This window comes from Parcubacteria group bacterium, assembly GCA_016186325.1.
GTDB lineage: Bacteria > Patescibacteriota > Minisyncoccia > UBA10092 > UBA10092 > JACPHB01.
In genome coordinates this window covers 65,889-90,896 of sequence record JACPLW010000010.1, presented here as the reverse complement: position 1 = coordinate 90,896, position 25,008 = coordinate 65,889, and the positions used below count along the sequence as shown (strand labels likewise).

The 25,008-nt window shown below is 40.5% G+C and carries 28 protein-coding genes, 3 tRNA genes and 1 pseudogene; 5 read left to right on the top strand and 27 right to left on the bottom strand.

Features of this window, described 5'->3' with window-relative positions; genetic code table 11:
• Positions 1-181: 181 nt before the first annotated feature.
• From HYW79_03450 to HYW79_03425, 6 genes are all read right to left on the bottom strand, one after another.
• A complete protein-coding gene (locus HYW79_03450) occupies positions 182-1,402 on the bottom strand; it encodes a nucleoside monophosphate kinase (protein MBI2635566.1) in 1,221 nt (406 codons plus the stop codon).
• Positions 1,396-2,433, bottom strand: coding sequence for a hypothetical protein (locus HYW79_03445; GenBank protein MBI2635565.1), 1,038 nt, complete (start codon positions 2,431-2,433; stop codon positions 1,396-1,398). Before HYW79_03445 ends, HYW79_03450 begins: the two co-directional genes overlap by 7 nt.
• 99 nt (positions 2,434-2,532) lie before the next feature.
• Positions 2,533-3,471: an FAD-dependent thymidylate synthase gene (thyX, locus tag HYW79_03440; protein MBI2635564.1), complete on the bottom strand. Its 939-nt coding sequence runs from the start codon at positions 3,469-3,471 to the stop codon at positions 2,533-2,535.
• Positions 3,461-4,102 (bottom strand): dTMP kinase, encoded by a 642-nt coding sequence (gene tmk / locus HYW79_03435; GenBank protein ID MBI2635563.1) that lies wholly within the window; start codon positions 4,100-4,102, stop codon positions 3,461-3,463. Before tmk ends, thyX begins: the two co-directional genes overlap by 11 nt.
• A gap of 12 nt (positions 4,103-4,114) precedes the next feature.
• Positions 4,115-4,693 (bottom strand): hypothetical protein, encoded by a 579-nt coding sequence (locus tag HYW79_03430; protein ID MBI2635562.1) that lies wholly within the window; start codon positions 4,691-4,693, stop codon positions 4,115-4,117.
• Complete coding sequence (locus HYW79_03425; GenBank protein MBI2635561.1) at positions 4,693-5,244, bottom strand: hypothetical protein; 552 nt, start codon at positions 5,242-5,244, stop codon at positions 4,693-4,695. The genes HYW79_03430 and HYW79_03425 overlap by 1 nt, the downstream gene beginning before the upstream one ends.
• A gap of 148 nt (positions 5,245-5,392) precedes the next feature.
• On the opposite strand from HYW79_03425, the gene HYW79_03420 reads away from it, so the two are divergent.
• Positions 5,393-6,040, top strand: coding sequence for a transposase (locus HYW79_03420; GenBank protein ID MBI2635560.1), 648 nt, complete (start codon positions 5,393-5,395; stop codon positions 6,038-6,040).
• A 52-nt stretch (positions 6,041-6,092) separates the two neighbouring features.
• Here HYW79_03420 and rplK read toward each other — a convergent pair whose 3' ends face one another.
• The 5 genes and pseudogenes from rplK to HYW79_03395 form a co-directional block, all read right to left on the bottom strand.
• Positions 6,093-6,518 carry a 50S ribosomal protein L11 gene (gene rplK, locus HYW79_03415; protein ID MBI2635559.1) on the bottom strand — a complete coding sequence of 142 codons (426 nt, stop codon included), beginning with the start codon at positions 6,516-6,518 and terminating at the stop codon, positions 6,093-6,095.
• Positions 6,519-6,569: 51 nt separating this feature from the next.
• Positions 6,570-7,112: a transcription termination/antitermination protein NusG gene (gene nusG / locus HYW79_03410; protein ID MBI2635558.1), complete on the bottom strand. Its 543-nt coding sequence runs from the start codon at positions 7,110-7,112 to the stop codon at positions 6,570-6,572.
• Between the two features lie 21 nt (positions 7,113-7,133).
• Positions 7,134-7,328, bottom strand: a complete 195-nt coding sequence (secE, locus tag HYW79_03405; protein ID MBI2635557.1) for a preprotein translocase subunit SecE — start codon at positions 7,326-7,328, stop codon at positions 7,134-7,136.
• Positions 7,329-7,413: 85 nt separating this feature from the next.
• Positions 7,414-9,344 (bottom strand): annotated as a pseudogene (gyrB, locus tag HYW79_03400) (DNA topoisomerase (ATP-hydrolyzing) subunit B).
• Between the two features lie 3 nt (positions 9,345-9,347).
• Positions 9,348-10,514, bottom strand: a complete 1,167-nt coding sequence (locus tag HYW79_03395; GenBank protein ID MBI2635556.1) for a hypothetical protein — start codon at positions 10,512-10,514, stop codon at positions 9,348-9,350.
• Between the two features lie 3 nt (positions 10,515-10,517).
• On the opposite strand from HYW79_03395, the gene HYW79_03390 reads away from it, so the two are divergent.
• Positions 10,518-10,667 (top strand): hypothetical protein, encoded by a 150-nt coding sequence (locus HYW79_03390; protein MBI2635555.1) that lies wholly within the window; start codon positions 10,518-10,520, stop codon positions 10,665-10,667.
• 94 nt (positions 10,668-10,761) lie between these two features.
• Here the strand turns inward: HYW79_03390 and HYW79_03385 are convergent.
• Positions 10,762-10,835 (bottom strand) — tRNA-Met (locus HYW79_03385).
• Positions 10,836-10,877: 42 nt separating this feature from the next.
• Here HYW79_03385 and HYW79_03380 point away from each other — a divergent pair.
• Positions 10,878-10,949, top strand: a tRNA-Met gene (locus HYW79_03380).
• Positions 10,950-10,952: 3 nt separating this feature from the next.
• Positions 10,953-11,027 (top strand) — tRNA-Asp (locus HYW79_03375).
• A gap of 85 nt (positions 11,028-11,112) precedes the next feature.
• Here the strand turns inward: HYW79_03375 and HYW79_03370 are convergent.
• Positions 11,113-11,328 carry a hypothetical protein gene (locus tag HYW79_03370; protein ID MBI2635554.1) on the bottom strand — a complete coding sequence of 72 codons (216 nt, stop codon included), beginning with the start codon at positions 11,326-11,328 and terminating at the stop codon, positions 11,113-11,115.
• Positions 11,329-11,656: 328 nt separating this feature from the next.
• On the opposite strand from HYW79_03370, the gene HYW79_03365 reads away from it, so the two are divergent.
• Positions 11,657-11,959 carry a hypothetical protein gene (locus HYW79_03365; GenBank protein MBI2635553.1) on the top strand — a complete coding sequence of 101 codons (303 nt, stop codon included), beginning with the start codon at positions 11,657-11,659 and terminating at the stop codon, positions 11,957-11,959.
• Between the two features lie 253 nt (positions 11,960-12,212).
• Here HYW79_03365 and HYW79_03360 read toward each other — a convergent pair whose 3' ends face one another.
• The 14 genes from HYW79_03360 to HYW79_03295 form a co-directional block, all read right to left on the bottom strand.
• Positions 12,213-12,746 (bottom strand): hypothetical protein, encoded by a 534-nt coding sequence (locus HYW79_03360; protein ID MBI2635552.1) that lies wholly within the window; start codon positions 12,744-12,746, stop codon positions 12,213-12,215.
• On the bottom strand, positions 12,739-14,217 hold the full coding sequence (gene gatA / locus HYW79_03355) for an Asp-tRNA(Asn)/Glu-tRNA(Gln) amidotransferase subunit GatA (protein ID MBI2635551.1): 1,479 nt from the start codon (positions 14,215-14,217) through the stop codon (positions 12,739-12,741). The genes HYW79_03360 and gatA overlap by 8 nt, the downstream gene beginning before the upstream one ends.
• Positions 14,214-14,513: an Asp-tRNA(Asn)/Glu-tRNA(Gln) amidotransferase subunit GatC gene (gatC, locus tag HYW79_03350; protein ID MBI2635550.1), complete on the bottom strand. Its 300-nt coding sequence runs from the start codon at positions 14,511-14,513 to the stop codon at positions 14,214-14,216. The genes gatA and gatC overlap by 4 nt, the downstream gene beginning before the upstream one ends.
• A gap of 4 nt (positions 14,514-14,517) precedes the next feature.
• Positions 14,518-16,518: an NAD-dependent DNA ligase LigA gene (gene ligA, locus HYW79_03345; GenBank protein ID MBI2635549.1), complete on the bottom strand. Its 2,001-nt coding sequence runs from the start codon at positions 16,516-16,518 to the stop codon at positions 14,518-14,520.
• A 169-nt stretch (positions 16,519-16,687) separates the two neighbouring features.
• On the bottom strand, positions 16,688-17,122 hold the full coding sequence (locus HYW79_03340) for a hypothetical protein (GenBank protein ID MBI2635548.1): 435 nt from the start codon (positions 17,120-17,122) through the stop codon (positions 16,688-16,690).
• Positions 17,123-17,529: 407 nt separating this feature from the next.
• On the bottom strand, positions 17,530-17,769 hold the full coding sequence (locus HYW79_03335) for a hypothetical protein (protein ID MBI2635547.1): 240 nt from the start codon (positions 17,767-17,769) through the stop codon (positions 17,530-17,532).
• A 144-nt stretch (positions 17,770-17,913) separates the two neighbouring features.
• A complete protein-coding gene (gene mltG / locus HYW79_03330; protein ID MBI2635546.1) occupies positions 17,914-18,933 on the bottom strand; it encodes an endolytic transglycosylase MltG in 1,020 nt (339 codons plus the stop codon).
• Positions 18,926-19,678: a triose-phosphate isomerase gene (locus tag HYW79_03325; protein ID MBI2635545.1), complete on the bottom strand. Its 753-nt coding sequence runs from the start codon at positions 19,676-19,678 to the stop codon at positions 18,926-18,928. Before HYW79_03325 ends, mltG begins: the two co-directional genes overlap by 8 nt.
• Before the next feature lie 10 nt (positions 19,679-19,688).
• A complete protein-coding gene (locus HYW79_03320; protein ID MBI2635544.1) occupies positions 19,689-20,336 on the bottom strand; it encodes a VTT domain-containing protein in 648 nt (215 codons plus the stop codon).
• Positions 20,337-21,359: a galactose-1-phosphate uridylyltransferase gene (gene galT, locus HYW79_03315; GenBank protein ID MBI2635543.1), complete on the bottom strand. Its 1,023-nt coding sequence runs from the start codon at positions 21,357-21,359 to the stop codon at positions 20,337-20,339.
• A complete protein-coding gene (locus HYW79_03310; GenBank protein ID MBI2635542.1) occupies positions 21,349-22,071 on the bottom strand; it encodes a glycosyltransferase family 2 protein in 723 nt (240 codons plus the stop codon). The genes galT and HYW79_03310 overlap by 11 nt, the downstream gene beginning before the upstream one ends.
• 385 nt (positions 22,072-22,456) lie before the next feature.
• The gene (locus HYW79_03305) at positions 22,457-22,894 is read right to left on the bottom strand and encodes a pre-16S rRNA-processing nuclease YqgF (GenBank protein MBI2635541.1); all 438 of its coding nucleotides are present in this window, start codon (positions 22,892-22,894) and stop codon (positions 22,457-22,459) included.
• A 487-nt stretch (positions 22,895-23,381) separates the two neighbouring features.
• Positions 23,382-24,146, bottom strand: coding sequence for a type I methionyl aminopeptidase (map, locus tag HYW79_03300; protein ID MBI2635540.1), 765 nt, complete (start codon positions 24,144-24,146; stop codon positions 23,382-23,384).
• A gap of 164 nt (positions 24,147-24,310) precedes the next feature.
• A complete protein-coding gene (locus tag HYW79_03295; protein ID MBI2635539.1) occupies positions 24,311-24,937 on the bottom strand; it encodes a nucleoside monophosphate kinase in 627 nt (208 codons plus the stop codon).
• Between the last annotated feature and the right edge of the window lie 71 nt (positions 24,938-25,008).

Genomic DNA, 25,008 nt, shown 5'->3' with positions numbered 1-25,008 from the left:
TCTAAAATTTATTCTAAATTTTAGTGAAAGCTTTAGCTTTCATCCCGCAATTGCGGGACGGTTGCTAAAGCAACCGAATTTATGAGCATCTCGCCGAATCCGCCAGCTGGCGGAGAAGGCGGACGCTCATTATTCTAAAATACCACAAATTTTCTAATAAAAAAACCCCGCAACTGCGGGGTTAACTTTTCAAAATTTCCAGAATATCATTAAAAATTTCTTCTTTATTCCGGTGGCCATCAACATGGTAGGCAAGACCCAGTTTTTCAAAAAATCTAATGACCGCTTCAACATCTGTTTTATACCACTTAAAAATTTTACTAATCGCTTCATCGCTCATATTCTCCGCGCGAGCCGTAAGCCGGTCTCCGCAGTTCGGACAAATTGGCCGTTCAACTAGTTCCTTACTGCAAAATGACATATCGCAACTATTGCAGTTGCGACGGAGAAGGATCCGTTCATGCGCCAATTTATCGTCAATGTCAATTACGATGATCTTCGGCTTGCGCTTTAAAAGATCAAGAATCTCTACAAGTCCTTTAGCCTCTCCTATTTTTTTAGGCGTGCCCGTAAAAACTATCGGTTCAAATTTTTCCAGTCTTATCAAGCTTGAGGTCATCAAGTAATTTATAACGATTTCGGGGGCCAGATTCCCCTTACCCAGACTTTCGCCCATAACCGGAAATTTTGACGAAAGGCGCCTTAGTTCAAAACCGCTTCCAAAGAATTTGAATCCGCATAAGTCCTGAAGTAAGCGCCCCTGAGTGTCTTTTCCGGCTCCGGGCCGACCTTGAATAATAACGGTTTTGCCTTCAAAATTATCATCCCAAAGCGGTTTTTGACGGTCATTAACATATGGGTTAATAGTTTTAATACGCTTAAAAAGCCACCTAATGCTATCGCGACCTTCTTTGAAAGCCCGAATGTGTTTTCTGATAAAATCTATAACATCTTTCTCGGAGTTAAAAACCAAACTGTACCAATCGGTAAGCATTCGTATCATGAAAGTGGAGTCATTATCTAAAATTCCTTCGCAGTGCGGCCCTATAATAACGAGTTTGGGAACTCCTCGCATACATGTCATTACGGTTTCGCTTGTAGTGCCGCCAGTTGATTCTGGTGCCGGCCTTGAAATTACAAAATCAGCTTCCCTGGCGCTTTTTAAACTCTTAACCAAAAGCGACTCTTCTTTACAGTAATCGTAAAAACTGCCTTGATCGCGAAGTTTTTTCATTTTTGGCCCGTAAACGTCCTGCGGCTGGCCGCAGGATTTTAAAATCTCAAAAGTATCGCCGATAATTTTTATATCCAATTCGCGCAAAACATCGTCCACCTTATTTTTACCGTGAAAAGCCGCTGCCGGATCGCGCTCAATCGGGCCGGAACGATAACAGGTTACCATGACAAGTTTTTCCTCTCTGGATATTTCTTGTAAACGAATTCAAAAAATTCTTCTGTACTCCTAAAAAAGCCGGTGTTGAAAAAAGATATAAAGGGGCTTCTTTCTTTGCCAAGATAAACCGTCCACTCTTCTTTTGTTCTGATATAACTGCGATGAGTTTCGTGGTCAACGCCCGGCGAAGGCACTACTTCCGGCCAGATATTAATACCCAAATCGCATTGTTCCACAAACCAATCCAAATCTCGATTTACAACATGATGATCAATAGTTCGTATTTCTTCGTCATCAAACTGATTAATCGGAGTTACACCGACAATTTCAACGGCTAATGGGCTAAAAACATTAAATGGCTTGTCTAACTCTTTAATGAAGTTATCTATAATTTCGCGTTTTTCCGGCGCTCTGAAATGGGATATTGGCATCTTTACATATACAGTTTCAACTTCTGGATGGAAAATAAGTTTATACAGAGTCCAGGCAGGCTGGCCGGTAGCCAACGCAAAAAATGGTTTATATCTCGTGTTCGCTAGCCCTCGAGTAAACTCAACTTCAATATTCTGCCAATAAAGAATTTTAGTATAAGTAAGTCTTTCGCTATCCCACTGCTCTCTTTGGCTTAGGCGATTATAAATATGCCGGAAATCATCAACAAAAGTAATATATATGTCAGCCGGAAATTCATTTAGAAAGTTATCAAGAAATCTGTCGGAAGTCAGCCAAAAAAGCTCTTTTCCGAACAACCAGTTATGCATATTAATAATCACGGCATCGTAACTGAATAGCCGCGATCTGATTTCATTGCCGATTTTTGTAAATATGGCGGAGCGTAAAGCCGCAAGGAAAGCCTTATCGGCATGAAGAATGTTTTTAAGATTTATCGGATACCCGATATCATAGGCTTGTTGAATCATCATGCGGCCAATATCAAAAACCTCTATTTTCTTGCCGCGACTATTGCCATACTTAACAAAATCTCCGCAATACCTTTTCCGATCGCAACCCGAAATTCCCGAAGTAAAGACCAGTTCCATTTTCACTCTCCTTGTTGTAAATGAACAAATTAACTTTTGCCTATTAATATCACTATTTTGATAAAAAAACAACCCCGCAGCTGCGGGGTTGAAATTAAGCTAAACTTTTTTGTATTCTGTCTCAAGAGTAAAAGTTCCGTCTGAAAGTTTTTTAATTTCGTAATCGCTGAAAATATTGGGAGCAATAAAATACAAACACAAGAATGTCTTAATAGCTAATTTTCTAATTTCCACTTCCGCATATTCGGAAGAGCGCAATTCATCAATGAAGCGCCAGGATCGCAGGTTAGCAGTCAAATAAATATGAGTTTCTGTTTCATTTGGCAAACAAGCGCGCGCCGCTTGATTTTGGGCTTTACGCTTGTCAGTAGCGCTCATTTTACTAAATTCAGGATAGTTTTTGGTGAAGTGGACTTTTAAAAGCTGCCGCCTATTTTCGTATTCCTCTTCTGCCATCTCAACCCAACTTTCAAAAGAATTGTGAAGCGGCGCATATTCCTGATATTCCGGACGCTCAACAAATCTTAAAATTCTTCCGTCAACGTATCGTTGTGATAATTGGGAAGGACCGTCAACCATTCTATGTCTCACGAGTTCGTGAGTTAACGAACGACTGACGCCATACATAAATAAAGTGACATTCGGATGTTCAATAACGCTGCCATGTTTCTGACTTTTTATATTTTCAAGATACTGTTCGCATTCTTCTTTGGTATTTTTAGAGCGACCAGTGCCATAGCTAGCGTAACAGGACTGGCCGGCCCTTTTTGTAATTGCTTCAGTTTCATTTAGCCAATCAGGGTCGTCAGCATACTGCTCAAAAGCGTATTCTGCGTCAAAACCGGCAAGAAAAGGCCGTAATGCTTCAACTTCAACGGTTATGGTTCTTGCGCTTGCAACAAGTCCTGCTTCTTTTAAATACTTAATGCCTTTTCCGGAGGTCCTAAAAACTTCCGGCGTAAATCGAGGCCATTTCCGGCCGAAACTATCGATATAAAAATTTCCGCCTAATATTTCAAAAAGCTCTTCAGCTTTCATCTTGCCTCCGGTTGCCGGTACTTTTTGATAATAATTTCAATATAGCTTCAAGCGCCTCCAAGAAAACAACATCGGGGTTCTTGGTTGCGTCAATAATCACCCAATTGCCGTCGGGATCATTTTCCGCTAGTTCTAAATAGCCATTGCGAACGCAGTGGTGAAAATTTATCGTTTCCAGTTCAAACCTGGTTTCCGGCTTCTTGCGCTGCAAACCAATTTCCGGGTTAATATCCAGAAGAATTATAAGGTCAAATCCGACGTTCTGCCGAGCTTTGGCGTCTCTGATAAGAATATCGTCAAGATCAAGGCCCCTGCCGTAATGTTGATAAGCAATAGTGGAGTAAGTTGAACGATCACAAAGAACAACGTACCCCAGCTTAAGAGCGGGGATAACTATTTCGGAAAAATGCGCTGCCCTGCCGTCAATAAAAATCGTCAATTCTTCTTGGGGCGTTAAAGGATGATTGGGATTTAACAGAATATCGCGAGCGCGTCCTCGAGGTTCTCTGGTTTCAACCACGTTGCCGACTTTTGTTCTTAAAATATTGCCTAGAATCTCTATCAATGTGGATTTACCGGCACCTTCACAACCTTCAAAAAGAATCAGTTTCCCTGGATATTTATGCGACATCCGTTCCCTCCTCTATAGATCGAATTCATCATATATTAAACTCACAACTTGGGTGCGAAGAAATTTAAACTCTGGATCGTGCATATGGTTATCTAGTGTAAAATCCGCTAACGGTCTTAATGTATCAATTAAGCTTTCGGTTTCGGCCGACTGCTCGGCTAAAAATTGTTCCCAAGTTTTTTCGGCGTCGCCCGGCCGGTCGTTTCTTAAAACTAGTCTTTTATATGCCTCTTCAGGTGGCGCGTAAACATACCCCAAAAAACTATTTGGCAGATTTTTCAACATCTCAACATCTTTTGGTCTGCGAACACCGTCTAAAAATACAATATCCGCCGGATCGGCCAAAACCCGCTTAAAAATTATATTGCCCAGCATATTTTCACCAAATGCTTGCCGCAGAATTGTAGAAAGCAGTTGCTGGTTAGGCCGAGATTTTTCAAGGCAAAATAGATCCAAAGCCTCGCTAAGCGGATCGGAAAAATGATGAATGGATACGGTTAATTTACCGGCAAGCGCTTCTTTAGCAGCGATGTAGGTACTTTCTTTTCCGGTAGCTGTATGGCCAATTATAGCGAGATAGAGTTCCGCCATTACTCTTTCTCTTCCAATTTTAACATAATTTTTTCCATATTACGGAATGGACCGCCGGGTCCCTGAAGAAAATAAATGGCCTTTTGGAGAGTTTCCAAAACATCTCTAATATCAATAAACTCTATAACAACGCTTTTTTGTTCGCACAATTCTTTAACGTGTTCAAACCCTAAAGAATTATCGTATGTTCCGATGTATCGCAATCTTTTAATATCTTTGCTTAATACTTTTCGCGCGCACGGGAAACATGGATTACCGATAATAGTAGCCACGCCATTTTCAATCCGAGATAAATCAATACAATTTAAGAGCGCGTTTTCTTCGCCATGATTAGTTCTTATGCAGTGATTTTCAACAATAAGATGGCCAATGTCATCGCAATGAGGCAACCCAGATATTGCGCCGTTATACCCGCCAGCAATTAAAATATTATCATTATCTCTTATAACGGTCGCGGTCCGCAAACGATCGCAAGTGCCGCGGCAAGCAAAAATTAAAGCGATCAAATCAAAATATTCATCAACAGTTAATCTCGGCGGTCTAGCGTTCACTTGGAGTTCCTCTTTTTTAAATTTTAAAAGATCAATAAAGTTTTTAAACTCTAACTTAGATATTTTTTAAAAACAATATTGACCCCGTTAGAAATTTATGGTGAAAAAATACTTGGTGACGGCGTCACCAAGTGGTATAATAAGATGTATGAGAAAAGTATTACTAGTAAATGATGAGTATTATCATATTTTCGGCCGAGGCGTGGATAAACGCCAAATTTTCATGGACGCACGAGATTATGCCAGATTCTTGCAAAGTATGGAGGAGTTCAATACCGTTGAACCGATAGGAAGTATATTTGAAAATTCATTTAGGAAGCGCGAATCTCAACTTGGTGACGGCGTCACCAAGTTAGTGGAATTTGTATGCTATTGCCTCAATCCAAATCATTACCACTTCTTAATGAGACAAATCGCCGATAAAGGAATAGAAAAATTTATGCATAGATTATGTCTTGGGTATGCTAGATATTTCAATGTAAAATGTCAGCGTTCCGGTTCTTTATTCCAAGGTCCATTTAAAGCAGTTCATGTTGACTCCAACGAATATCTTCTGAACGTAAGCGCATATGTGAATCTTAATAATCGTGTCCATCGACTTGGTGACGGCGTCTCCAAGTCGAGTTGGGAGGAGTATATGAAGAAGAAAAAAGATAAAAATGGAAGAGAACTTTGCGGTAAAGAAATTATCATTTCACAATTTAAAACCATCGCGGAATATAAAGATTTCGCGGAAGATGCCTTAAAGATAATGCTCGAAAGAAAAGATATGGAACATCTTTTAGTGGAGAGCTAATGATTGTCAGATGTACCCACTTGGTGACGGCGTCACCAAGTAATGCTATTTTTTATTTTACAACTTCAATTCCCATGGACCGAGCGGTGCCCATTATGATTTTTTCCGCGGCTTCAATATTATTGGCATTCAAATCAACCAGTTTCTTTTCGGCGATTTCGCGAATTTGCGCCATTGTTACTTTGCCAACCTTGTCTTTTTTCGGATTGCTACTTCCCTTCTCAATACCCGCGGCTTTTTTAAGCAGTGCCGCCGCAGGCGAAGTTTTAAATTTCATATCGTAAGTCCGATCTTCGTAGACGGTTAACTCAACGGGAATAATATCTCCGGCCATTTCTTTAGTAGCCGCGTTGAACTTACTGACAAATTCTCCTATATTAATGCCTTGCGGACCCAAAGCCGTGCCTACCGGCGGAGCCGGTGTTGCCGCTCCAGCCGGAATTTGTATTTTTATAATTGTTTTAATTTTCTTTGCCATAAATTTAGCTAAAATTTATGAGCACCCCGCAACTGCGGGGTAGCCCACCTTTTATAATTTTTTAATCTGCAGCGAGTCAAGCTCCACCGCTGTTTCGCGGCCGAACATCGAGATCATAACTTTAACCTTGCCCCGCTCTTCGTCAATATCGCTCACTTTGCCGTCAAAATCTTTAAACGGCCCGTCAACGATTTTCACCGGGTCGCCGATAGAAAATTCAATTTTATATTTTGATTCAGTCGATCCCATCCGCTTTTGAAGCTCCAGCATTTCTTCTTTTGAAATCGCAATTGGCGTTGTCCCCGATCCGATAAACCCGGTTACCCGAGGCGTGTTTCTTACTACATACCAGGAATCGTCGGTAACAATCATTTCTACAATCACATAGCCCGGATAAATTTTTTCTTCAGTGACGCGTCGTTTGCCGTTTTTGATTTTAATCTTTTTTTCCTTGGGCACCAAAACATTAAAAATTTTATCCTGCATGTCCAGGGATTCAATTCTCTGCTTCAAATTGCGCGCCACGGCGTCTTCATAACCGGAGTAAGTATGAAGAACATACCAGTTTCTGCCTTGTGCTTGTTGTTTTGCCATATTTTTCTAAAAATGCCCGCATTACTTAAATAAGAAAAAGTTCAAAACAGAAGTAAAAATAAAATCCAGAGAGCCAAGATAAGCCGCGACTGCAACCGAAACGCCAATAACCACTAAGGTATAGTTAATGGTTTCAGTCTTCGTCGGCCAATTGACCTTGTTCATTTCAACCCTAACTTCTTTAAAATATGTTTTTGTTTTTTCTAAATAGCCCATAAATTAGGTATTTTTAAAAAGCCCTCGGGCCTTTGATACTATCATAACAAACAGATTTAATGATGTCAAATCTATCTTAGCGGGGTCAAATATCCAAATTCTTCACTGTCTTGGCATGCATTTGGATGAAGCGCTTTCGAGGTGCTACTTCTTCGCCCATAAGGATATCAAAAATTTTATTGGCTTTTTCGGCATCCTCAACAGTTATCTGTTTCATGATCCTGTTTTGCGGATCCATAGTAGTTTCCCACAATTGTTCCGGATCCATCTCACCCAAACCCTTGTAACGTTGGATATTAGGATTTAACATTTTTTCTTTCCTAAAATCGCTTAAAATTTCCTCTTTATCCTCATCGGTATAAGCGTATTCCGCGCGCTTGCCGCTTGAAACTTTATAAAGCGGCGGCTGGGCAATGTAAACGTAGCCCCGATTGATAAGTTCCGGTAAAAAACGGAAAAAAAGCGTGAGCAGCAGGGTTCTGATATGGGCGCCGTCAACATCGGCATCGGTCATTATTATGACCCGGTGATATCGCAGGTTGTTTATATTAAATTCCTCGGCAACAGCCGTGCCAAGAGCGATAACCAGCGCCCTAATTTCTTTAAACGCCAGAATTTTGTCAATTCTTGCCCTTTCAACATTTAGAATCTTACCCTTTAACGGTAATATTGCCTGAAATTTTCTGTCGCGACCCTGTTTGGCGCTACCGCCGGCGCTGTCTCCTTCAACAATAAAAATTTCGGATTCGGCCGGGTCATTGCTTGAACAATCGGCTAATTTTCCCGGCAAAGCCAGGCCTTCTAAAATACCCTTGCGTAACACCGTCTCCCGAGCCGCTTTGGCGGCCTTTCTGGCCTTAGACGCCAAAATGGTTTTTTCCAAGATCTTTCTCGCATCGGTCGGATTTTTTTCAAGCCATTCGCCTAAAGTTTCGCCTATAACAGCTTCAACCGCAGTTCTGGCTTCGGGATTTCCTAAACGAGCCTTGGTTTGCCCTTCAAACTGCGGCTCTCTAAGCTTGATGCTTAAAACTAAGGATAACCCTTCTCTAACGTCGTCGCCGGTCAGATTTTCTTCCGATTCTTTAATATAACCGTTTTTTCTTGCGTAATCGTTTAAAGTCCTCGTTAGGGCTGTTCGAAAACCCGTAAGATGCATGCCGCCTTCTCCAGTATGAATATTATTGGCAAAACTTGATTCCCCCGACTGGATATCTTCCGTGTATTGAAATGCAACCTCAACTAAAATAGTGTCAAAAGTTTTCGAAGCGTAAAAAATATTATCATGAATCGGTTTTTCTCCTCTTACCAGATATTTAACGAAAGAAATAATCCCGCCTTCGAAATAAAAACCGTAATGAAAATAAAAATCCGCTCTTTCGTCTCTAAAAACAATTTTCACCCCCTTAGTCAAATACGCCTGTTCGCGCAGATGGTCCAAAATTCGTTTTGTATCAAATCTGATTTCTTTGAATATTTCCGGATCGGGGTCAAAAATGATTGTCGTACCGGTTTTTTTACAGGTTCCGGTTTTTTTAACTGCCGTTTTAGCAACACCTCTTTCGTATTCCTGCGACCAGATACTGCCGTCACGGCAAATCTCGGCACGAAGATACCGCGATAAGGCGTTAACCACCGAAATGCCAACACCATGTAAGCCGCCGGACACTTTATATGATTCCCCGCCGAATTTGCCCCCGGCATGAAGCGTCGTCATTACAGTTTAAGAGCCGATTTTTTTGTTTGTTTATGCATTTCAACCGGAATGCCCCGCCCGTCATCAACCACCTTTACTTTACTATCCTCAAGAATGACAACCTCAATGTTTTTGGCATATCCGGCCATCGCTTCGTCAATGGAATTATCAATGACTTCCCAAATTAAGTGATGCAAACCATCAACGCCGGTTGAGCCGATATACATTCCGGGGCGCTTTCTGACCGGCTCAAGCCCCTCCAAAACATAAATATCTTTGGCGGTATAATTTGATTCTTTGTTGCGTGTTGCGTGTTTCATGATTTATCTTAATTCCGCGTTAAATTGTTTGGCAGTTTCGCTATAGATTTTTTTCTGAACTTCATCTACTTCGCTCGATAAAAGAGTTCTGTCATTGCTTCTGTAGATAATACGGTATGTATAGCTTAGCTTATCATGTCCGAACTTTTCGGAGTTGCTGTATTTGTCTAAAAGCCGCACCTCTTCCACTAAATCGCCGCCAAGATCTCTTATCAAATCAAAATAGTTGTTGGGAACGAAATTTTTGTCGACTACAAATGAGATATCGCGGGTAATAGGCGGAAATTTGGAAACCTCTATATATTTATTCCCTAATTTCAATTGCCTTTTAACTCTTTCGTCTTGAGACCATAAAAGGCGAATGTCGGGCAAGTCCATGCTGGTAATGGCTAATCGTTCAAGACCGAACCCAAACGCCCAGCCATTATATTCTTCCGGATCAATGCCTAGGTTTTTTAGAACAGCCTCTCTTACAACTCCGGCGCCTAAAACTTCTATCCATCCCTCGACTTTGCTCGGGATCCTGAGCTTGTCGAAGGACCGCTCTCTAATCTGGACCTCCATCTCAATTGAAGGATCCGTATACGGAAAATTGTCGACATTAAAACGATACTTAATATCCTGCCCGAAGATTGCGCGCGCTATTTCCACTAAAACTTCTTGAAGATCATCTATTGTTATAACATGATTTTCCTTGCGACATAAATACCATCCGTCTATCTGATGGAATACGTTCATGTGCTCCCTATCTATTTCGTCTTTACGGTAAACCTTGCCGTACGCCAATGCGCCAACGGATTCGCCTTTTTTAATTTTACTCTTTACTTCGGCAAGGTTCAGATGATAATACCACATTACCGTAGTGTGAGTCCGCAAAACATGATTTTCATCAACAAAGTAGGTGTCAGAAGGATTTCTAGCCGGGTGGTTGGGGGGAAAATTGAAGAGATCAAAACTTATATCATACGGAACAATCTCCGGTATGTTTAAATTATTAAATTCGCTAAAACGCGGCAAATTAACAATACGCCGCGCAAGATCCGCCAGCGGACCTTCTGAAGTGCGCGTCAAGTCTGGCATAGCAAGAAAACGCTTTAGCCTTTCGGCCTCTGGATCGTGACGTTTTTGTAAATCTTCTATTAATTTTTCTTCCGATTTATCAGTTGCCATATAATGAGTCCGAAACTGCCCAATCCGATGCCAAGACTAACATACAAGGTCAAAACTCCGAGAACACCGGCATCGGCGGGATTGGTAAAAAAAACAATGCCAAAAAAAGAAGACCAGGCCAGAACGCTTGAAAAAATAAGGGCTATTAAATAAGCGTGTCTTGTGCCTAAAAGCATGCGCTTATTTTATCAAATTTTTACGAAAAAAGCAACTTGCCTGCACTGAGCGAGCGAAGCGAGTCGAAGTGTTGCGGGGGTTGGATTTGAACCAACGACCTCAAGGTTATGAGCCTCGCGAGCTACCAGACTGCTCTACCCCGCGTTGAAATTATACGTTAATTCTGGTAGAATGGTCAAATTAAAAGCCGATGTAGTTCAGTGGTAGAACGTCGCCCTCATAAAGCGAACGTCGCAGGTTCGATTCCTGCCATCGGCATTTGCGGGCGTAGCTTAGTTGGCTTAAAGCGCCTCCTTGTCAAGGAGGAGATCGCCGGTTCGAATCCGGTCGCCCGCGCACAAAAGATTCTCACAATCAATAAAAAATCCAATAAATATAGTTATTTATTGGATGCGCTTAATTTTTTTTATTTTTCCAAGCTCTATCTATTCAATAGATCGGCTATAAAAGTAGCCACGTCATTAGCACTTACAACCTCGCCGTAATTTCCTTCGATAGCATGTGTTGTAATAAGAACTTCTTCCGGTGCTTCATCTTTTGATTCGCCTCTGAACAGAAAGAATGGATTTTTAAAAACTACTTTATTTTCTTTAGATGAGAATTCTTTTAGATTTTCAAATATCTCGCCTGCTGCCATTTCCCGACTCCCTCAGGGCATAATAAAAATTGTAGTGAAAAGTATAATAACAAACACTAAATAAATATGTCAATCAATAAACTCCAGTTCTTTTAACGCTCTCTGATAAGCGCCGACTCCGAATTCCATTTCATTTCTGGTTATGCGGTTCAAAGCGCTGCCCTGTCACGACAGAGATCGCGGGTTCAAATCCCGTCCGGCCCGCAGATTTGACAGGATTTTTATTATATGGTATATACTTATCCAATTGGCGCCTGCCATTATAGCAGATGGCTGGGGCTCAATCTGATAATGTACATTAAAAATTCAAACGGAGGTCGACATGGGTATGTACGATCCTTGGCTTGATTGTGTGTTTAATGCATCTCAAGCTACCAGGACGGTTAGAAGACTGCATTCGCGTTGGATGACGCAACGAGAAATAAACCGATGCGATGATGAGCTGGCATTTGCTAAAAATGTTGAGACAATTAAAGCGCATCGCGACTTTCTGAACAGAACATTAATATTTATACAAATTAGGCGTTGGGCAGTTCCTTTGTGGCCTCTGTGGTTTTTCTATCGGGCAGTTGAACGGGTATTTGTAAACCCGATTCCAGATGAAGTAAAGTATTCCCCAAAATACTGGTAAATGGCTTCTTGATTTATAAGAAAAAAGAACACATAACAAGCGGTGCGATAATCTCGCCCGCTTTTTCATTTTATAAGAAAGGTGTTAAGTGATAGTTTTGGTATAAACAACTTAACAGTAATAGTCTAAAAACAGATTCTAACGTTGTCCACTGCTCCCCGCTAATTAAACTTAAAAAATTCAAAAAAGTCATAAAAAATCTACGCAGTTATTTCCGATCGGCATAAAGTGCGTAGATTGTAAGAAGTGTTTTCTAATCAATAAACTCTAATTCTTTTAATGCTCTCTGATAAGCGCCGACTCCGAATTCCATTTCATTTCTGGTAACTGGATATTCGGCATTGTGAACAATGACGTTTCTTAGCTTATGAGCGCGCCAAATTTCGTCAATGTTAGAAACCTGTGAAGAATCAATGTACTTTAACCTGTCGGCCATTGATTCGCCGGGAAGCCGCATTTGTTTTAACAAATCGTCAAATATGTTATCGGCTTCAATTAAGGCCAGCCGTAAATTAGCCTCGTCGTTTTTATTAAGCCGCGCCAGAATTTTTTGCCAGGATTTATTAAGATGCCTTTTAGGAAAAGCGTTGGTTAATAAAAAATTACCCGCGGTTTTAAATAAACCGTCTATAATCTGAAGCTTCATAATCAGAAGCGCTATGAGACCGATGAAAATTAAAGACAGCGCTCCACCAAGCCATTTTAAATTAGAAACAGCTGAAGTACCGCTAATCCAAACAATATATGAGCTTAAATAGTTTATTATATATAAAACTTGATCAGACATGAGATTTTTCGTTAATAATTGTTTCAATAAGTTTTGCGATTCTAAGCAATTTTACATCTTCAAAATTTTTGCCGATAAGCTGTAATCCTACAGGAAGGCCGTTTACTTCGCCCGAAGGCAACGAAATTGCCGGAACGCCCGCCAAATTAACCGAAACGGTATAAATATCCGCCAAATACATAGATAATGGGTCTTGAGTTTTTTCCCCGAATTTAAAAGCCGTTGTCGGCGAGGTTGGCGTTAAAATAACATCAACTCCGTCGGCCGACGGATTAAAAACATGGTCAAATTCGTTTTTAATAAGCCGCCTCACTTTTTGAGCTCTTTTGTAATAAGCGTCGTAATAACCATGAGATAAAATATATGTTCCAAGCATGATTCTTCTTCTTACTTCGGCACCAAAACCTTTTCCTCTTGTATCTAGATAAACATCGGACAAATTTTGTATCTGGTATTTAGTATTTGGTATTTGGATAGTGGAAAGTCCGTATTTCATTCCGTCGTATCTCGCTAGATTCGCCGAAGCTTCGGCCGGCATAATAATATAATAGGCTGCCAACGCGAAATCGCTGTAAGGCAAAGATATTTCTTCTATTTTAGCGCCTTCTTTTTCTAATTTAGAAATAACACCCCTGATATTTTTCTCGATTTCTTTATCTAAACCGTGAGTAAAATATTCGCGCGGCACCCCGATTTTCAGTTCTTCAATATCCGGAATTGAATTATTAAAATCCTGCCAATCATTAGGCGAACTGGTTGAATCAAGTTCATCGCCGCCGCGTATCGTTTCAAAAACAATCGCGGCATCTTCAACATTTTTAGTAATCGGGCCAATCTGGTCAAGCGAGGAGGCCAAAGCGATAAGACCGTGCCGAGAAACGGCGCCGTAAGTCGGCTTGAAACCGACGACGCCGCAAAAACTGGCCGGCTGGCGAATGGAGCCGCCGGTATCAGAACCCAAGGCGTAAACAGAAAAGCCGGCCTTAACCGCCGCCACCGAACCGCCGGAAGAACCTCCGGGAACTCTGTCTGTATCAACCGGGTTTTTTGTCGGTCCGAATCCGGAATTTTCGGTTGAAGAACCCATGGCAAATTCATCTAAGTTTGTTTTACCAATAAATACCGCCTCTTCTTCTTTCAGTTTTTTAATAACGGTCGCATCATAAGGCGCGATATAATTTTCAAGAATTTTCGAAGCGGCGGTAGTTTTTCCGCCTCGAATGCAAATATTATCTTTTATCGCCGCCGGAATTCCGGCGAGCATTTCAATCGGTTCTCCTTTTGAAATTCTATCGTCAACCTTCTTAGCTGTTTCTAAAGCTGTTTCTTCTGTTAATGATAAAAAGGCATGAATATCGCCATCTTTTTCCTTAATATTTTTAAGAAATTCTTTCGTCAATTCAACCGAACTTGCTTCTTGATTTTGCAGAAGTTCATGCGTTTGTTTTATGGTAAGTTCTTTTAAATTCATTTAAGTATTGAAGGCACTTTGAAATAGCCGTTTTCTTTGTCCGGCGCAGCATTTAAAATATCCACTTTCATTTCATCACCTGCAATATCTTTTGACTCGTCATCTTTTCGGACAATACTTTCCAAACTCGTGCCGCCGGTCACCGGCTCAACTTTTTCAACATTCACTTCCGACAGCTTATCAACGTAACTTAAAACCAAAGATAAATCCTCGGCGAATTTTTCTTTTTCTTCTTCGCTTATCCCTAATCGGGCCAGTTCGGCTATTTTTTCAACTTCTTTTTTGGTAAGCGCCATAGCTTTATTTTAACATTTTTATAAATTCTTTTTCATTTATTATTTTAACACCCAATTTTTTTGCTTTTTCGTATTTTTCGCCGGGTTCGGAGCCGGCAACCACATAATCCGTTTCTTTGCTAACTGATGAAGAAACATCGCCGCCCAGTGCCCTTATTTTGTCTTTTGCCTCGTCGCGAGTCAAGGTTTCTAGTCCACCGGTTAAAACAAAAGTTTTGCCACTTAATTTTTGAAAAATCTTTGTAATTTTCGGAGAAATTATTTTTACTTCCGCTTCATCAAGTTTTTCTAAAAATTTTCTATTTTCCTTTTTGGAAAAATATTCAAAAACGCTTTCGGCGACTTTGGGCCCTATATTGGGAATTTTTTGCCAATCACCAATATTTATTTTAGAGGCGATGTCAATAATGTCTTGTGGCCGGTTTATGGCGTTGTGACTCGCCATTTTTTTACCAATATCAACTGCCGTTTCCTCACCAATATGTTCTATACCAAGAGCATAAATAAATTTAAACAAATCAACTGTTTTACTATTTTTAATGGAATCAACAACATTTTGAGCCGATTTTTCGGCAAAGCGCTCAAGCGGCACGAGATCGCCGGCTTCAAGTTCAAATAAATCGGCGGCATCAGAAATTAAATTGTTGTCTAACATGGCATCAATTATTTTTGGGCCGACACCGTCAATATTAAAAGCAGCTTTGGAAGTAAAATAGTAAAGCCGCCGGCGGTTTACCAGTTCGCACTTCTCCGGATGAAGAACTTTATGCGCCGCTTCGCCTGAAACTCTTACAACCTTTTGGCCGCAAAAAACTTTTGGGAAATGGAATTCTTTTTCTTTGCCGGTACGCATCTCCTTTAGCACCTTATTCACATCCGGAATAACATCTCCGGCCCTGCTAACAATAACCGTATCGCCTATTTTAAGTCCCAGTCGTTTTATTTCATCTTCATTGTGAAGCGTAGCCCGGCTAACCGTTGTACCGCCGATTTGGACGGGTTTTAAGATCGCCACTGGCGTCAAAACCCCCGTTCGCCCTATTTGAACAATTATATTTAGAACCGTAGTTTCCGATTCTTTAGGAGAAAACTTATAGGCAATCGCTCCGCGCGGCGTTTTACCGACAACGCCAAGCCGCTTAAAAATTTCCTCGGAGTTAATTATCGCAACAACGCCGTCAATTTCAAGAGGCAGTTTTTCCCGATGTTTCTCCCAATATTCTTTAAATTTAAAAACATCGTTAAGATTTTCAACGTACTTATTGTTTGGATTAGTTCTAAAACCCAAAGAATGTAGAATTAGGTGTTCTTCTTCATGGGTTTTTTGGCCCAAATCCGTTTTTAAAGAATAGGCGAATGAATCCAGACGGCGCGATGCCGTTATTTTTGGATCAAGTTGGCGAATCGAACCGGCGGCGACATTTCTGGGATTAGCGTAAAGCGGTAGTCCCATTTTTGCTTGTTTTTTATTGAGCGCTTCAAAATCTTTTTTATTCAAAAACACTTCGCCTTGAAGCGGGATGGCTTCTATGGTTTTTAAATTCGCCGTCACATCTTCACCGGTAATCCCATCACCTCGCGTAGCACCGGTTTTTAAAATATCATTTTCATAAACCATGCTTATTGCCAAGCCGTCAAGCTTAAGTTCGCAGTAAAAATCTAGCTTGGCATCATTCGGTAAAAGCTTTAAATTTCGCGTAAGCCAATCCTGCATGTCATCTTCAGAAAACGCATCATTAAATGAAAGCATTCGCGTCGAATGCCGGACTTTAGGAAATTTTTTTAGCGCTTTGCCGCCGACCCTCTGGGTCGGCGAATCCGGCGTAATCAGTTCCGGAAACCTCTCCTCCAAATCAAAAAGCTCTTTTTTTAGAGTATCTTCGGCTTCGGGCGAAATCAACTCTTTATTCAAAACCAGCCGCGAATAACGATAACGGTTTATCGCTTTTTTCAGTTTCTCAATTCTTTCCTTAACTTCAATTTTGGTTAGGTCTTTTTTTGCCATAAAATCTGTTATGAATATATCAGATTTTCCCGCTTTTTGCCATTACTTGCCCGTCCGAAGCCTTATTGTGCCACTTGAAGCTTTAGCGAAGTGTGGACGAAGGAGGGTAAAAACAAAAACCACCGAGCCCTTTCGAACTCGGTGTTGTTAAGCTTGATTGGTATTACCGTCACCGGATACCGAGAATTTCGGCTCGCTGATAGCGCGGTAGGCAATCTCGCTCCTCTTCAGTAAAAGCCCCAACGAGAAGCATCTCGTCATCTAGATCATAATATGGATCATAATCTTCGTCAGCCATATGAAAGCCAGAACAACTAAGCTGACGATAGTGAACCTTCGCGTCCGGCATAAGACGCTTGATGATTCTAAGAATCTTCTCATTGGCTATCAAGAATTCCTCGTAATCATATGGAATAAGAAAATCGATACGTAGACGGCCATCCTCACGCGCGCCTTTCTTTGGCGGCCTAGGAAAGCAAGCTCGAATACTCATAACCTTTTTCCAGAACATTGAAATATGTCTGGTTGGCAAACCCTTAACGACGAAGCGACCATCTAGTCCATCATCTTCGCCAAGGTCAACGACGGTGATGACATAGGTCACATCAATCTTCATTTCTTCTCCTCCTTGCCGCTTAGAGCGGCGACTTGGGTTTTGGCGTTTATGGTTTCACAAAGCGATGGTTCTAAATACTACACGGTACCAAGCTAATAATTTGTCTTTTGTCTTGCAGTAATACTTAGAACAATCACTTTGTGATATTAATAAGGAGCTTATTTTTACTAATTTAATTATACCATAATTTAAATAAAAAAGCAATAGTTCTTAATAGTAACTAAATATGGCTTTCAAAAGCCATATTTAGTTAATTTATTTGTCCTTGAACTAAAAAAATAAATAAATTATTTTCCGAAGCTTTAGCGAAGTGTGGGTGAAGGAGGGTAAAAACAAAAACCACCGAGCCCTTTCAGGCTCGGTGTTGTTAAATTTGTCAGCGCCATTCCTACTAACTATCTCCTCTTTTCATCATTAGTATCATACTGAGTAAGCAGATTCTTAAAATCTATTTCAACACATCGCCGCTTCCCATTTGCCACTTCAATTAATACAGTATCGCCTCGTGCAAGCGTCTTAAGAACACGCTCGCCAACTTTTAGGCAAAATTGAAAGAGCAAATGGTCATTGTGAAAACCAGAAAGCTTCTTTAAATTAGACATTAATTCGTCATCAACCTCCACGACAACCTGCATTTCTTCCTCTCCTGTTTGTCAGAAAGTCTCTCTTTTTACCATAAAATGGTAACAAGTTATTACTTAAATGTCAATATTCGCTATAGCTACAAAAATATGACTCATTTAAGCGCGCCTACTATTGATTCTCAGAATCAATAGTAGTTATTTCAAGTAAATCGCCTTGTTGCGATTATGCTCGTCGAGCGTTATTGAAAAAATTGTTTTACCGTCTTTAGCCGAGAGATAATACAGATAAGGGCTGGTTTTTGGAAAAACGGCGGCTTTAATCGCGCTTAACCCGGGGCTGGCAATCGGCCCCTTAGGCAATCCCCGATAAAAGTAGGTATTATACGGAGAATTAATCTTTTTGTCAGATTCGTATATATCGCGCCGGCCAGTAATATAAATTAAGGTAGCATCGACTTGAAGCGGAATGCCGGCTCTAAGCCTCTTCCATAAAATTCCGGAAACAACTTCCATGTCGGCATCGCTTTTTACTTCTTTTTCAATAAGAGAAGCTACTGTAAGAATTTCGTAAGTGTTGCGGCCGGAATCAGCCATGGCAGTTTTTAAGTTCGGAGTAATTTTAGAATCCAAATTTGCTACCATTTTACTTACAATATCCGACAACGAAGCGTCCTTGAAAAAACGGTAAGTATCGGGAAATAAATATCCTTCTAAAGAAGCATATTTTGGTTTACCGGAAAGTATTGGGGGAATGTTTTCGGTAAATTGGGAATTTATCCCCCTATGGGGGATCTCCCGAAGGGAGACAATCTCGCCAGGCTTGGCAAGTTTTGCCGCGACAAGCCGATCTTCAATTTGTTTTAAACTGAAACCTTCGGGAATTGTCAGCAAAACCTCATTAACACCTCCCAAAACCATGGTATCGGCAATATCCCGAATCGGCATCTTAGGAGAAATCTCATATTCGCCGGGTTTTAAACTATACTGGCCAAGCGATAAAAAAACATAAAGACGAAAGACAAAAGAACTTTTGATAAGCTCGGATTTTTTAAGATTTACAGCGACAGTTTTGGCCGAATCCCCTTTTTCAACCTTAAAAATTAAAATTTCCCCGGAAGAGTCAAGAGGCGTTCTTATCTGCCACCAAAAAATAAAAACAAAAATCAAAAAAAATGCCGCTATTACTAAACCGGTATAAAAAATAATTCTACCCATTGGCTTCCGCTGATTTAATGATTTTTAAAAAATTCTCAAGCTCTAAAGAAGCGCTTCCAATCAGCGCGCCATTTATGCCGGTCTGCCCGATGTATTCATGGGCATTTTCCGCTGTAACCGATCCGCCATAAAGTATAGGAAGATCGCTTGCCCAATCGGAACTGTATATGCCGGTAATTATTTTTCTTATTAAAAGCGCTGCGGAAAGCGCGTGATCCGGCGTATCGGGCACTCCGGTGCCTATAGCCCAGACTGGCTCATAAGCAATGACTAAACGGTCAAGATCTCCCGCCTCAATTCCATTTAATGAGTTTTTTAGCTGGCCGGAAAGAGTCTTTATTATATCTTCACCCTGTTCCTTCTCTCCGACAGCTAAAACAGGTTTTAACCCGGCACTTAAAGCGGCTTTCAATTTTGCATTAACCACTTCGTCGGTCTCTCCGATTTTATAACGCCTTTCCGAATGCCCTATAATCACGTATTCGCATCCGAGATTCTTAAGCATTAATCCGGAAATTTCGCCGGTATAAGCGCCGCGTTGCGCCCAAGCGAGATCTTGGGCGCAGAGCTTAACTTCTTTTCCGATTAGTTTTTTTACCGCATCGAGATATGTAAACGGCGGCGCAATTACAAGTTCAGCGTCTTTCGGAAGCGTTTTAGCTAAAATACCCCTAACCAATCGAATGGCTTCTTCTTGAGAAGAGGGGTTCATTTTCCAATTGGCAATTATTATTTTGTTGTTCACATTTTTAGATTTATTTTTTACCTAATACATTATTTAAATATTTTTTTATTTCTTTTCTATGTTCTTCGCTTTTCAATATATGTACTATTGGCGGAGCAATAGAAGCAATAATAATCATAATAACAATTGGTATTATATACTTATCAACATCGGGTATGGCATTACCCAAAAAATAACCGATTAGCGGCAATCCCACGGCCCATAAGGCCGCCCCAATGACATTATAAAACAAAAAAACAGAATATCTCATAACTCCAACGCCGGCAATAATCGGAGCAAATGTTCTGATTACCGGCATAAACCGGGCTAAAATGATAGTTTTTCCGCCGTGTGTTTCATAAAATATCCTGGCTCTTTCAAGATGGCTTTTTTTAAATATCAGCGAATCTTCCCTTTTGAATAATTTCGGCCCAGTTTTTTTACCGAAAGCGTAACCAAAACTATCGCCTAAGACCGCCCCTATAAAACATAAGATTATAAGGATGATAATATTGAAATAACCTTGCGACGCCAAAAATCCAGCGGTAAAAAGCAAGGAATCGCCCGGAAGAAAAAAGCCGATAAGAAGCCCGGATTCGGCAAAAATAATTCCTAAAAGACCAAGATAGCCCGCCCCCTTGATGAATGTGACAAGATCAAAACCAAAAAATAATTCCATTTATTTTCTAAAAATCTTAGCGGCTGTTTCCGGCGCCACCGTAATAATATCAACCCCGGTACCGATATCAAAGCCCCCGAAAACCGAGGTTTTGGGCAGAATTTCCAAATGCCAATGGTAATGGTTGTAATCTAAATTTTTAATGGTGGGAGCCGTATGAAGAAAAAAGTTAAATGATGGATTTTTAAGATTTTTATGAATTTTAACAAGCGCCTCGTGAAGCGCTTCGGCTATGTCTAAGAGTTCTCCGCCGTCACCGTCAACGCGTTCAAAAAACGCTTCATGTTTTTTCGGAAAAATTCTCAATTCAAAATTAGAACGCGAAGCAAAGGGAGCCAAAACAACCGCGCTTTTATTTTCAAAAACAATCCATTTTTTGTCTTTTAATTCGTATTCAATCATAAAACAATGGACGCATTTATTATGCTGATGAAAAAAATCATGCGAACCCCGAATGCTTCTTGAAATATCCGGCGGCACAATCGGCAATGCCAAAATCTGGGAATGAGTATGCGGAACGGAAGCGCCGGCTTCTTTACCGTAGTTGTGAAAAATTGAAATATATTCAATGCATTTGTCGTTACTAAGTGTTTTATATCTGTCTTTATAAGCGTTAAATAATAATTTTAAATCTTCTTTTTTATATTCGCTGATATGTTTATTATGATCGCGAAGAATAATCACTTCGTGGGCGCCCCGGCCTTCGCGTACGCTGTAAACTCCGGTTTTTTTGGCAGGACCGCAACTGCCTGATTCAACCGCCGGATATTTATTGGGTATTACCTGTAAAAACCAGTCGGTGCCGGTTTTATTTTGATAAACCAAAACTGGCGGCTTGTTGCCGAATTTTTGAGGATCGTCAAATGGGCACTCGCCTTTCGGTAGTTGGCGCTCTTCGGTTTTTTTAACAACAAATTCGGGGCGGCGCGCCCTTGCCGGAGCTACCAGTATCCAATCGCCGGAAACAATGTCCTGGCGCAATTCCGGCATTTCCTTTTTATATTTTTTTGATTTAGTAGGCATTAAACCAAAGATAAAATCTAATTTTAAATAAATCTTTTAACACCTCGAAATAACTTTTAAAATTGACTTTAGAATCCGCGGGGTTATCCCAAACAACCGGTATTTCCTTAATTACATAGCCCAGTCTTTTCGCGAGCGCCAATACTTCAATATCAAACCCGAAACGGTCAATTTTTGTCCTAGAAAATATATCACGCGCCGCAAGCGCGGTAAAGCATTTAAAGCCTCTCTGGGTATCATGAATACTCCAAAGACCCGCTACAATTCGGATTAGATATTTGGAATATTTACCCATAATACGCCGGTACCATTGGGCCTGTTCATTAATTTGAGCGCCGGAAACTTCAATTGATCCGATGACGATATCATAGCCATCGTTTAAATACGGCCAAAATTTTTCAATCTGCTCTATTGACGTTGAATTATCGGCGTCGGTAAAAAGTCGAAAATCGCCTTCGGCTTCAAGCATTCCTTGCCTAACTACGTAACCCTTTCCATGATTTTGCGTATTGGCGATTAAACGAAACTCCGGTTTGTTGCTGATAAATTCTACGACAACTTCCGCCGTCCTGTCTTTGCTTCCATCGGAAATAATAATAACTTCCCAAGAATAATCCTGGCGTGAAAAATAATTAAAAACCGCTTCCAGCGTGGTTTTTATGCGATGCTCCTCATTATAGGCGGGAATAATAACCGAAAGATGTTTGGACATTGTCAGTTTATTCTATCAGATTTTTATATTGAAATCCATTATTATTCTTTTGTCCGCCTATATCATTTCTCGGAAACATGTCGCTTCGCTCCAGCGGCGAAGCGCATTCACTCTCGCTCTGCGACTCGCCTGCGGCGAGACCAAAATTGCCAGAAATAAATTTCTGGCAATACCAGCTCGCAGAGCTCCGAGAGTTCCTCGAAATGATACAGGCGGACTTAATTCTTTTATTAAAATTTAATATCTTTGTTTTCAAAGCGGGGTTATGAGCCCGAGCGGGCACGGTTGTCCCGCTTTGCGGGACAGAGCGAGGGCGAATCCTCTCGGTTGCCTCGCTGGGGCAACCGAGAAAAGCGTGAGAACAAAGATATTAAATTTTAATAATTTATTTGTTATTTCTATCCAAATAATCCTGAAGAAAAATTGCGGCGGCGGCGGCGTGCTGGTTTTTTACTCCGAGTTTATCCGCCGCCTTGCTTGTAAAAATTTCATTTTCAAAATCAACCCCGACGCTTTCTCCGACGGTACCGTCGGAGTTCCGGTCGGGGCTCCGACCCAAAGGCGTCGGAGTTGCAACTTTTTTAATAAGTTCTTGCGCCCAGTTTTCCGTTTCAGTTGTTTGTTGCGTCGGTTTCATCTCTTTATTCAAAGGCAAGCCAATAACTATTTTATAAATTTCTTCTTTTTTTATTATTTCATTTAAAACAGAAAAAGTTTTGGAATTATTTTCCAAGGTTTTATAAGCAAAAGCCAGCCGGCGCCCATCGTCAGAAATCGCCAGCCCAATCCATTTTTTCCCGTAATCAATAGCTAAAATCTTCATTACATTATAAATATCATATCAAAATATTATTTTCTACTATTTTTATATCTTATATCTCGCATCACAACTTACCTATAGGAAGCTTATGATACACTGATGAGTACTGAAATACAGAAAATGAACTTTTATATAAAAATTGGGACATGGCGAAATTGCTTTCACACATGTCCCCATACTTATCTTTAATCTTTTACAATTTTTTTTTTCGATACATTGATGATCACGCGCGCACAGTTCTTGCAGCGAGAGAAAAGTGCAAATGAATCGCATGACTCTGCGAGAACAAGATAACGCCTTCTGTTCCCGCACACCGGACATGGCTTCCAAAAAGGGAAGCCATAAAACCAACTGCAGAACCTGATAAACCACTCCATGTGAAGTTCCTCCTTGCCCTGTTTCTCTAAACTAATAAAATTATAACACACATTGTATTGCAAAGCAATAGATATTGGCGACATCAACATATATTTGGCTTCAAAAAGCCATTTTACCGTGTCAAAACTATGTTTCCCTCCTCTGTAACCGCCACCGAATGTTCAAAATGGGCGGAAAGAGAGCCACCGAGCGTCTCGTAGCCGAAACCGTCTTTGGATAATTTAACATCTTTACCTTTTAATGCGACCATCGGTTCAATTGCTATAACCATGCCTGCTCTCAGCTCTGGCCCCTGGCCTTTTTTTCCGTAATTAGGAACATTTGGCTCTTCATGAATGGCATGGCCGACGCCATGGCCGACCAAAATTTCTATAACATAAAAACCATTGCTTTCAACGTAATTTTCAATCGCAAATCCAATATCGCCAATATGATTTCCCGGTTTCACTTCGTTTATTGCCAGCCCCAGCGCTCGTTTGGTAACATCAATGAGTTTTTGCTTTTCTTCCATAAGTTCCCCTATTCCAACCGTAATAGCCGCGTCGGTAAAAAGATTTTTGTATTTGATGCCAAGATCTAGTTTTAAAATATCGCCTTCTTTTAAAATGTTTTTTTCACTAGGCAAGCCGTGAACCACCACTTCATTAAGCGAAGCACAAAGGGCGGCCGGATAGGGCCTGTCCATAAAATTCGGATGATAATTTAAAAAAGCCGGTTCTCCGCCTCGAGCTAAAATCATCTCTTGGGCTTTTTTATCCAAAAAGCCCGTGCTAACACTGGGTTTAGCAAGTTTCGCCAGTTCTCTTAAAACCTCGGCCAAAATTTTCCCGCCTTCTTTTAAAACTTCTATTTCTTCTTTTGTTTTGATTGTTATCATCCTATTATTTTAGATATTTAATAAAAAATAGTAAAATTATTTTCTTCGCGCGTTCGTCCCGCCAGCGCGGGACTCACTGTCCGATGAAGCTCATTTTATCCCCGCTTAGCGGGTAACCATGCTAAAATGGCTTCATAAGCTTCAGAAAATAAATTTACTATTTTTTATTTTACTTTCGGCATTAAAACTTTCAAAATATCCAAATGAATTTTCATTATTGACTGTTCGCCGTTTATATCCGCGACTCTTTTTTGAGATTTCAAATACTTGATAAGCGGAAGGGTGTCGCGACTGTAAACTTCAAGCCGTTTTTTAATTATTTTCCTTGAATCAAGTTCGGGCAAATCTTTGCGGTGGCGTTTCAGATTCCTTATATAAACCTCATTCGGACTGATTATAATATGAAAAAAATAAATATTATTTTTACCGTAAAGTTTTAAAAGCATCGGCGCCTCTTCTTTAAACTCTCTTAAAGTTCTGGGAGAACCGCTCATTACCAATCCAAAACCTTTCTGCGCGATTTTTTTAATTTCGTCTTTTACCAGAGCTGCCACAAAAGCAGAGGTATTTAAATAACCGCTTTTTTGAATACGGCGCTCTTTTTCCACATTGTAAGCCCTGCTATCGCGTTTAATAATTTTTGCTTTAGATTTTAAAGATTCTTCAATGAGTTTGCTTGAAATAAGATGAACCAAGCCGAACTTTTTTGCTAAAAGTTTGGCTTGAGTGTCTTTGCCGGAACCCGGCCTTCCAAGTAAAATAATTGCAATTAATTTTTTAGATATACCCATTACAGATAATGATTTTATATTTTATTCTCGAGCGGGTTATGAGCGCGAAGCGGGCATGGTGTCCCGCCTTG

What these genes read in the sequence shown, in the direction of transcription:
- mltG (MBI2635546.1), bottom strand. Translation starts at nt 18,933, where the DNA reads ATGGGTAGAATTATTTTTTATACCGGTTTAGTAATAGCGGCATTTTTT.
- thyX (MBI2635564.1), bottom strand. Translation starts at nt 3,471, where the DNA reads ATGAAAGCTGAAGAGCTTTTTGAAATATTAGGCGGAAATTTTTATATC.
- HYW79_03395 (MBI2635556.1), bottom strand. Translation starts at nt 10,514, where the DNA reads ATGGCAACTGATAAATCGGAAGAAAAATTAATAGAAGATTTACAAAAA.
- HYW79_03450 (MBI2635566.1), bottom strand. Translation starts at nt 1,402, where the DNA reads ATGGTAACCTGTTATCGTTCCGGCCCGATTGAGCGCGATCCGGCAGCG.
- HYW79_03370 (MBI2635554.1), bottom strand. Translation starts at nt 11,328, where the DNA reads ATGGCAGCAGGCGAGATATTTGAAAATCTAAAAGAATTCTCATCTAAA.
- ligA (MBI2635549.1), bottom strand. Translation starts at nt 16,518, where the DNA reads ATGGCAAAAAAAGACCTAACCAAAATTGAAGTTAAGGAAAGAATTGAG.
- HYW79_03305 (MBI2635541.1), bottom strand. Translation starts at nt 22,894, where the DNA reads ATGAAGATTTTAGCTATTGATTACGGGAAAAAATGGATTGGGCTGGCG.
- HYW79_03430 (MBI2635562.1), bottom strand. Translation starts at nt 4,693, where the DNA reads ATGGCGGAACTCTATCTCGCTATAATTGGCCATACAGCTACCGGAAAA.
- HYW79_03310 (MBI2635542.1), bottom strand. Translation starts at nt 22,071, where the DNA reads ATGTCCAAACATCTTTCGGTTATTATTCCCGCCTATAATGAGGAGCAT.
- nusG (MBI2635558.1), bottom strand. Translation starts at nt 7,112, where the DNA reads ATGGCAAAACAACAAGCACAAGGCAGAAACTGGTATGTTCTTCATACT.
- HYW79_03365 (MBI2635553.1), top strand. Translation starts at nt 11,657, where the DNA reads ATGTACGATCCTTGGCTTGATTGTGTGTTTAATGCATCTCAAGCTACC.
- secE (MBI2635557.1), bottom strand. Translation starts at nt 7,328, where the DNA reads ATGGGCTATTTAGAAAAAACAAAAACATATTTTAAAGAAGTTAGGGTT.
- rplK (MBI2635559.1), bottom strand. Translation starts at nt 6,518, where the DNA reads ATGGCAAAGAAAATTAAAACAATTATAAAAATACAAATTCCGGCTGGA.
- gatA (MBI2635551.1), bottom strand. Translation starts at nt 14,217, where the DNA reads ATGAATTTAAAAGAACTTACCATAAAACAAACGCATGAACTTCTGCAA.
- HYW79_03445 (MBI2635565.1), bottom strand. Translation starts at nt 2,433, where the DNA reads ATGGAACTGGTCTTTACTTCGGGAATTTCGGGTTGCGATCGGAAAAGG.
- HYW79_03320 (MBI2635544.1), bottom strand. Translation starts at nt 20,336, where the DNA reads ATGGAATTATTTTTTGGTTTTGATCTTGTCACATTCATCAAGGGGGCG.
- tmk (MBI2635563.1), bottom strand. Translation starts at nt 4,102, where the DNA reads ATGTCGCATAAATATCCAGGGAAACTGATTCTTTTTGAAGGTTGTGAA.
- HYW79_03420 (MBI2635560.1), top strand. Translation starts at nt 5,393, where the DNA reads ATGAGAAAAGTATTACTAGTAAATGATGAGTATTATCATATTTTCGGC.
- HYW79_03360 (MBI2635552.1), bottom strand. Translation starts at nt 12,746, where the DNA reads ATGTCTGATCAAGTTTTATATATAATAAACTATTTAAGCTCATATATT.
- HYW79_03335 (MBI2635547.1), bottom strand. Translation starts at nt 17,769, where the DNA reads ATGCAGGTTGTCGTGGAGGTTGATGACGAATTAATGTCTAATTTAAAG.
- HYW79_03295 (MBI2635539.1), bottom strand. Translation starts at nt 24,937, where the DNA reads ATGGGTATATCTAAAAAATTAATTGCAATTATTTTACTTGGAAGGCCG.
- gatC (MBI2635550.1), bottom strand. Translation starts at nt 14,513, where the DNA reads ATGGCGCTTACCAAAAAAGAAGTTGAAAAAATAGCCGAACTGGCCCGA.
- map (MBI2635540.1), bottom strand. Translation starts at nt 24,146, where the DNA reads ATGATAACAATCAAAACAAAAGAAGAAATAGAAGTTTTAAAAGAAGGC.
- HYW79_03390 (MBI2635555.1), top strand. Translation starts at nt 10,518, where the DNA reads ATGAGTCCGAAACTGCCCAATCCGATGCCAAGACTAACATACAAGGTC.
- galT (MBI2635543.1), bottom strand. Translation starts at nt 21,359, where the DNA reads ATGCCTACTAAATCAAAAAAATATAAAAAGGAAATGCCGGAATTGCGC.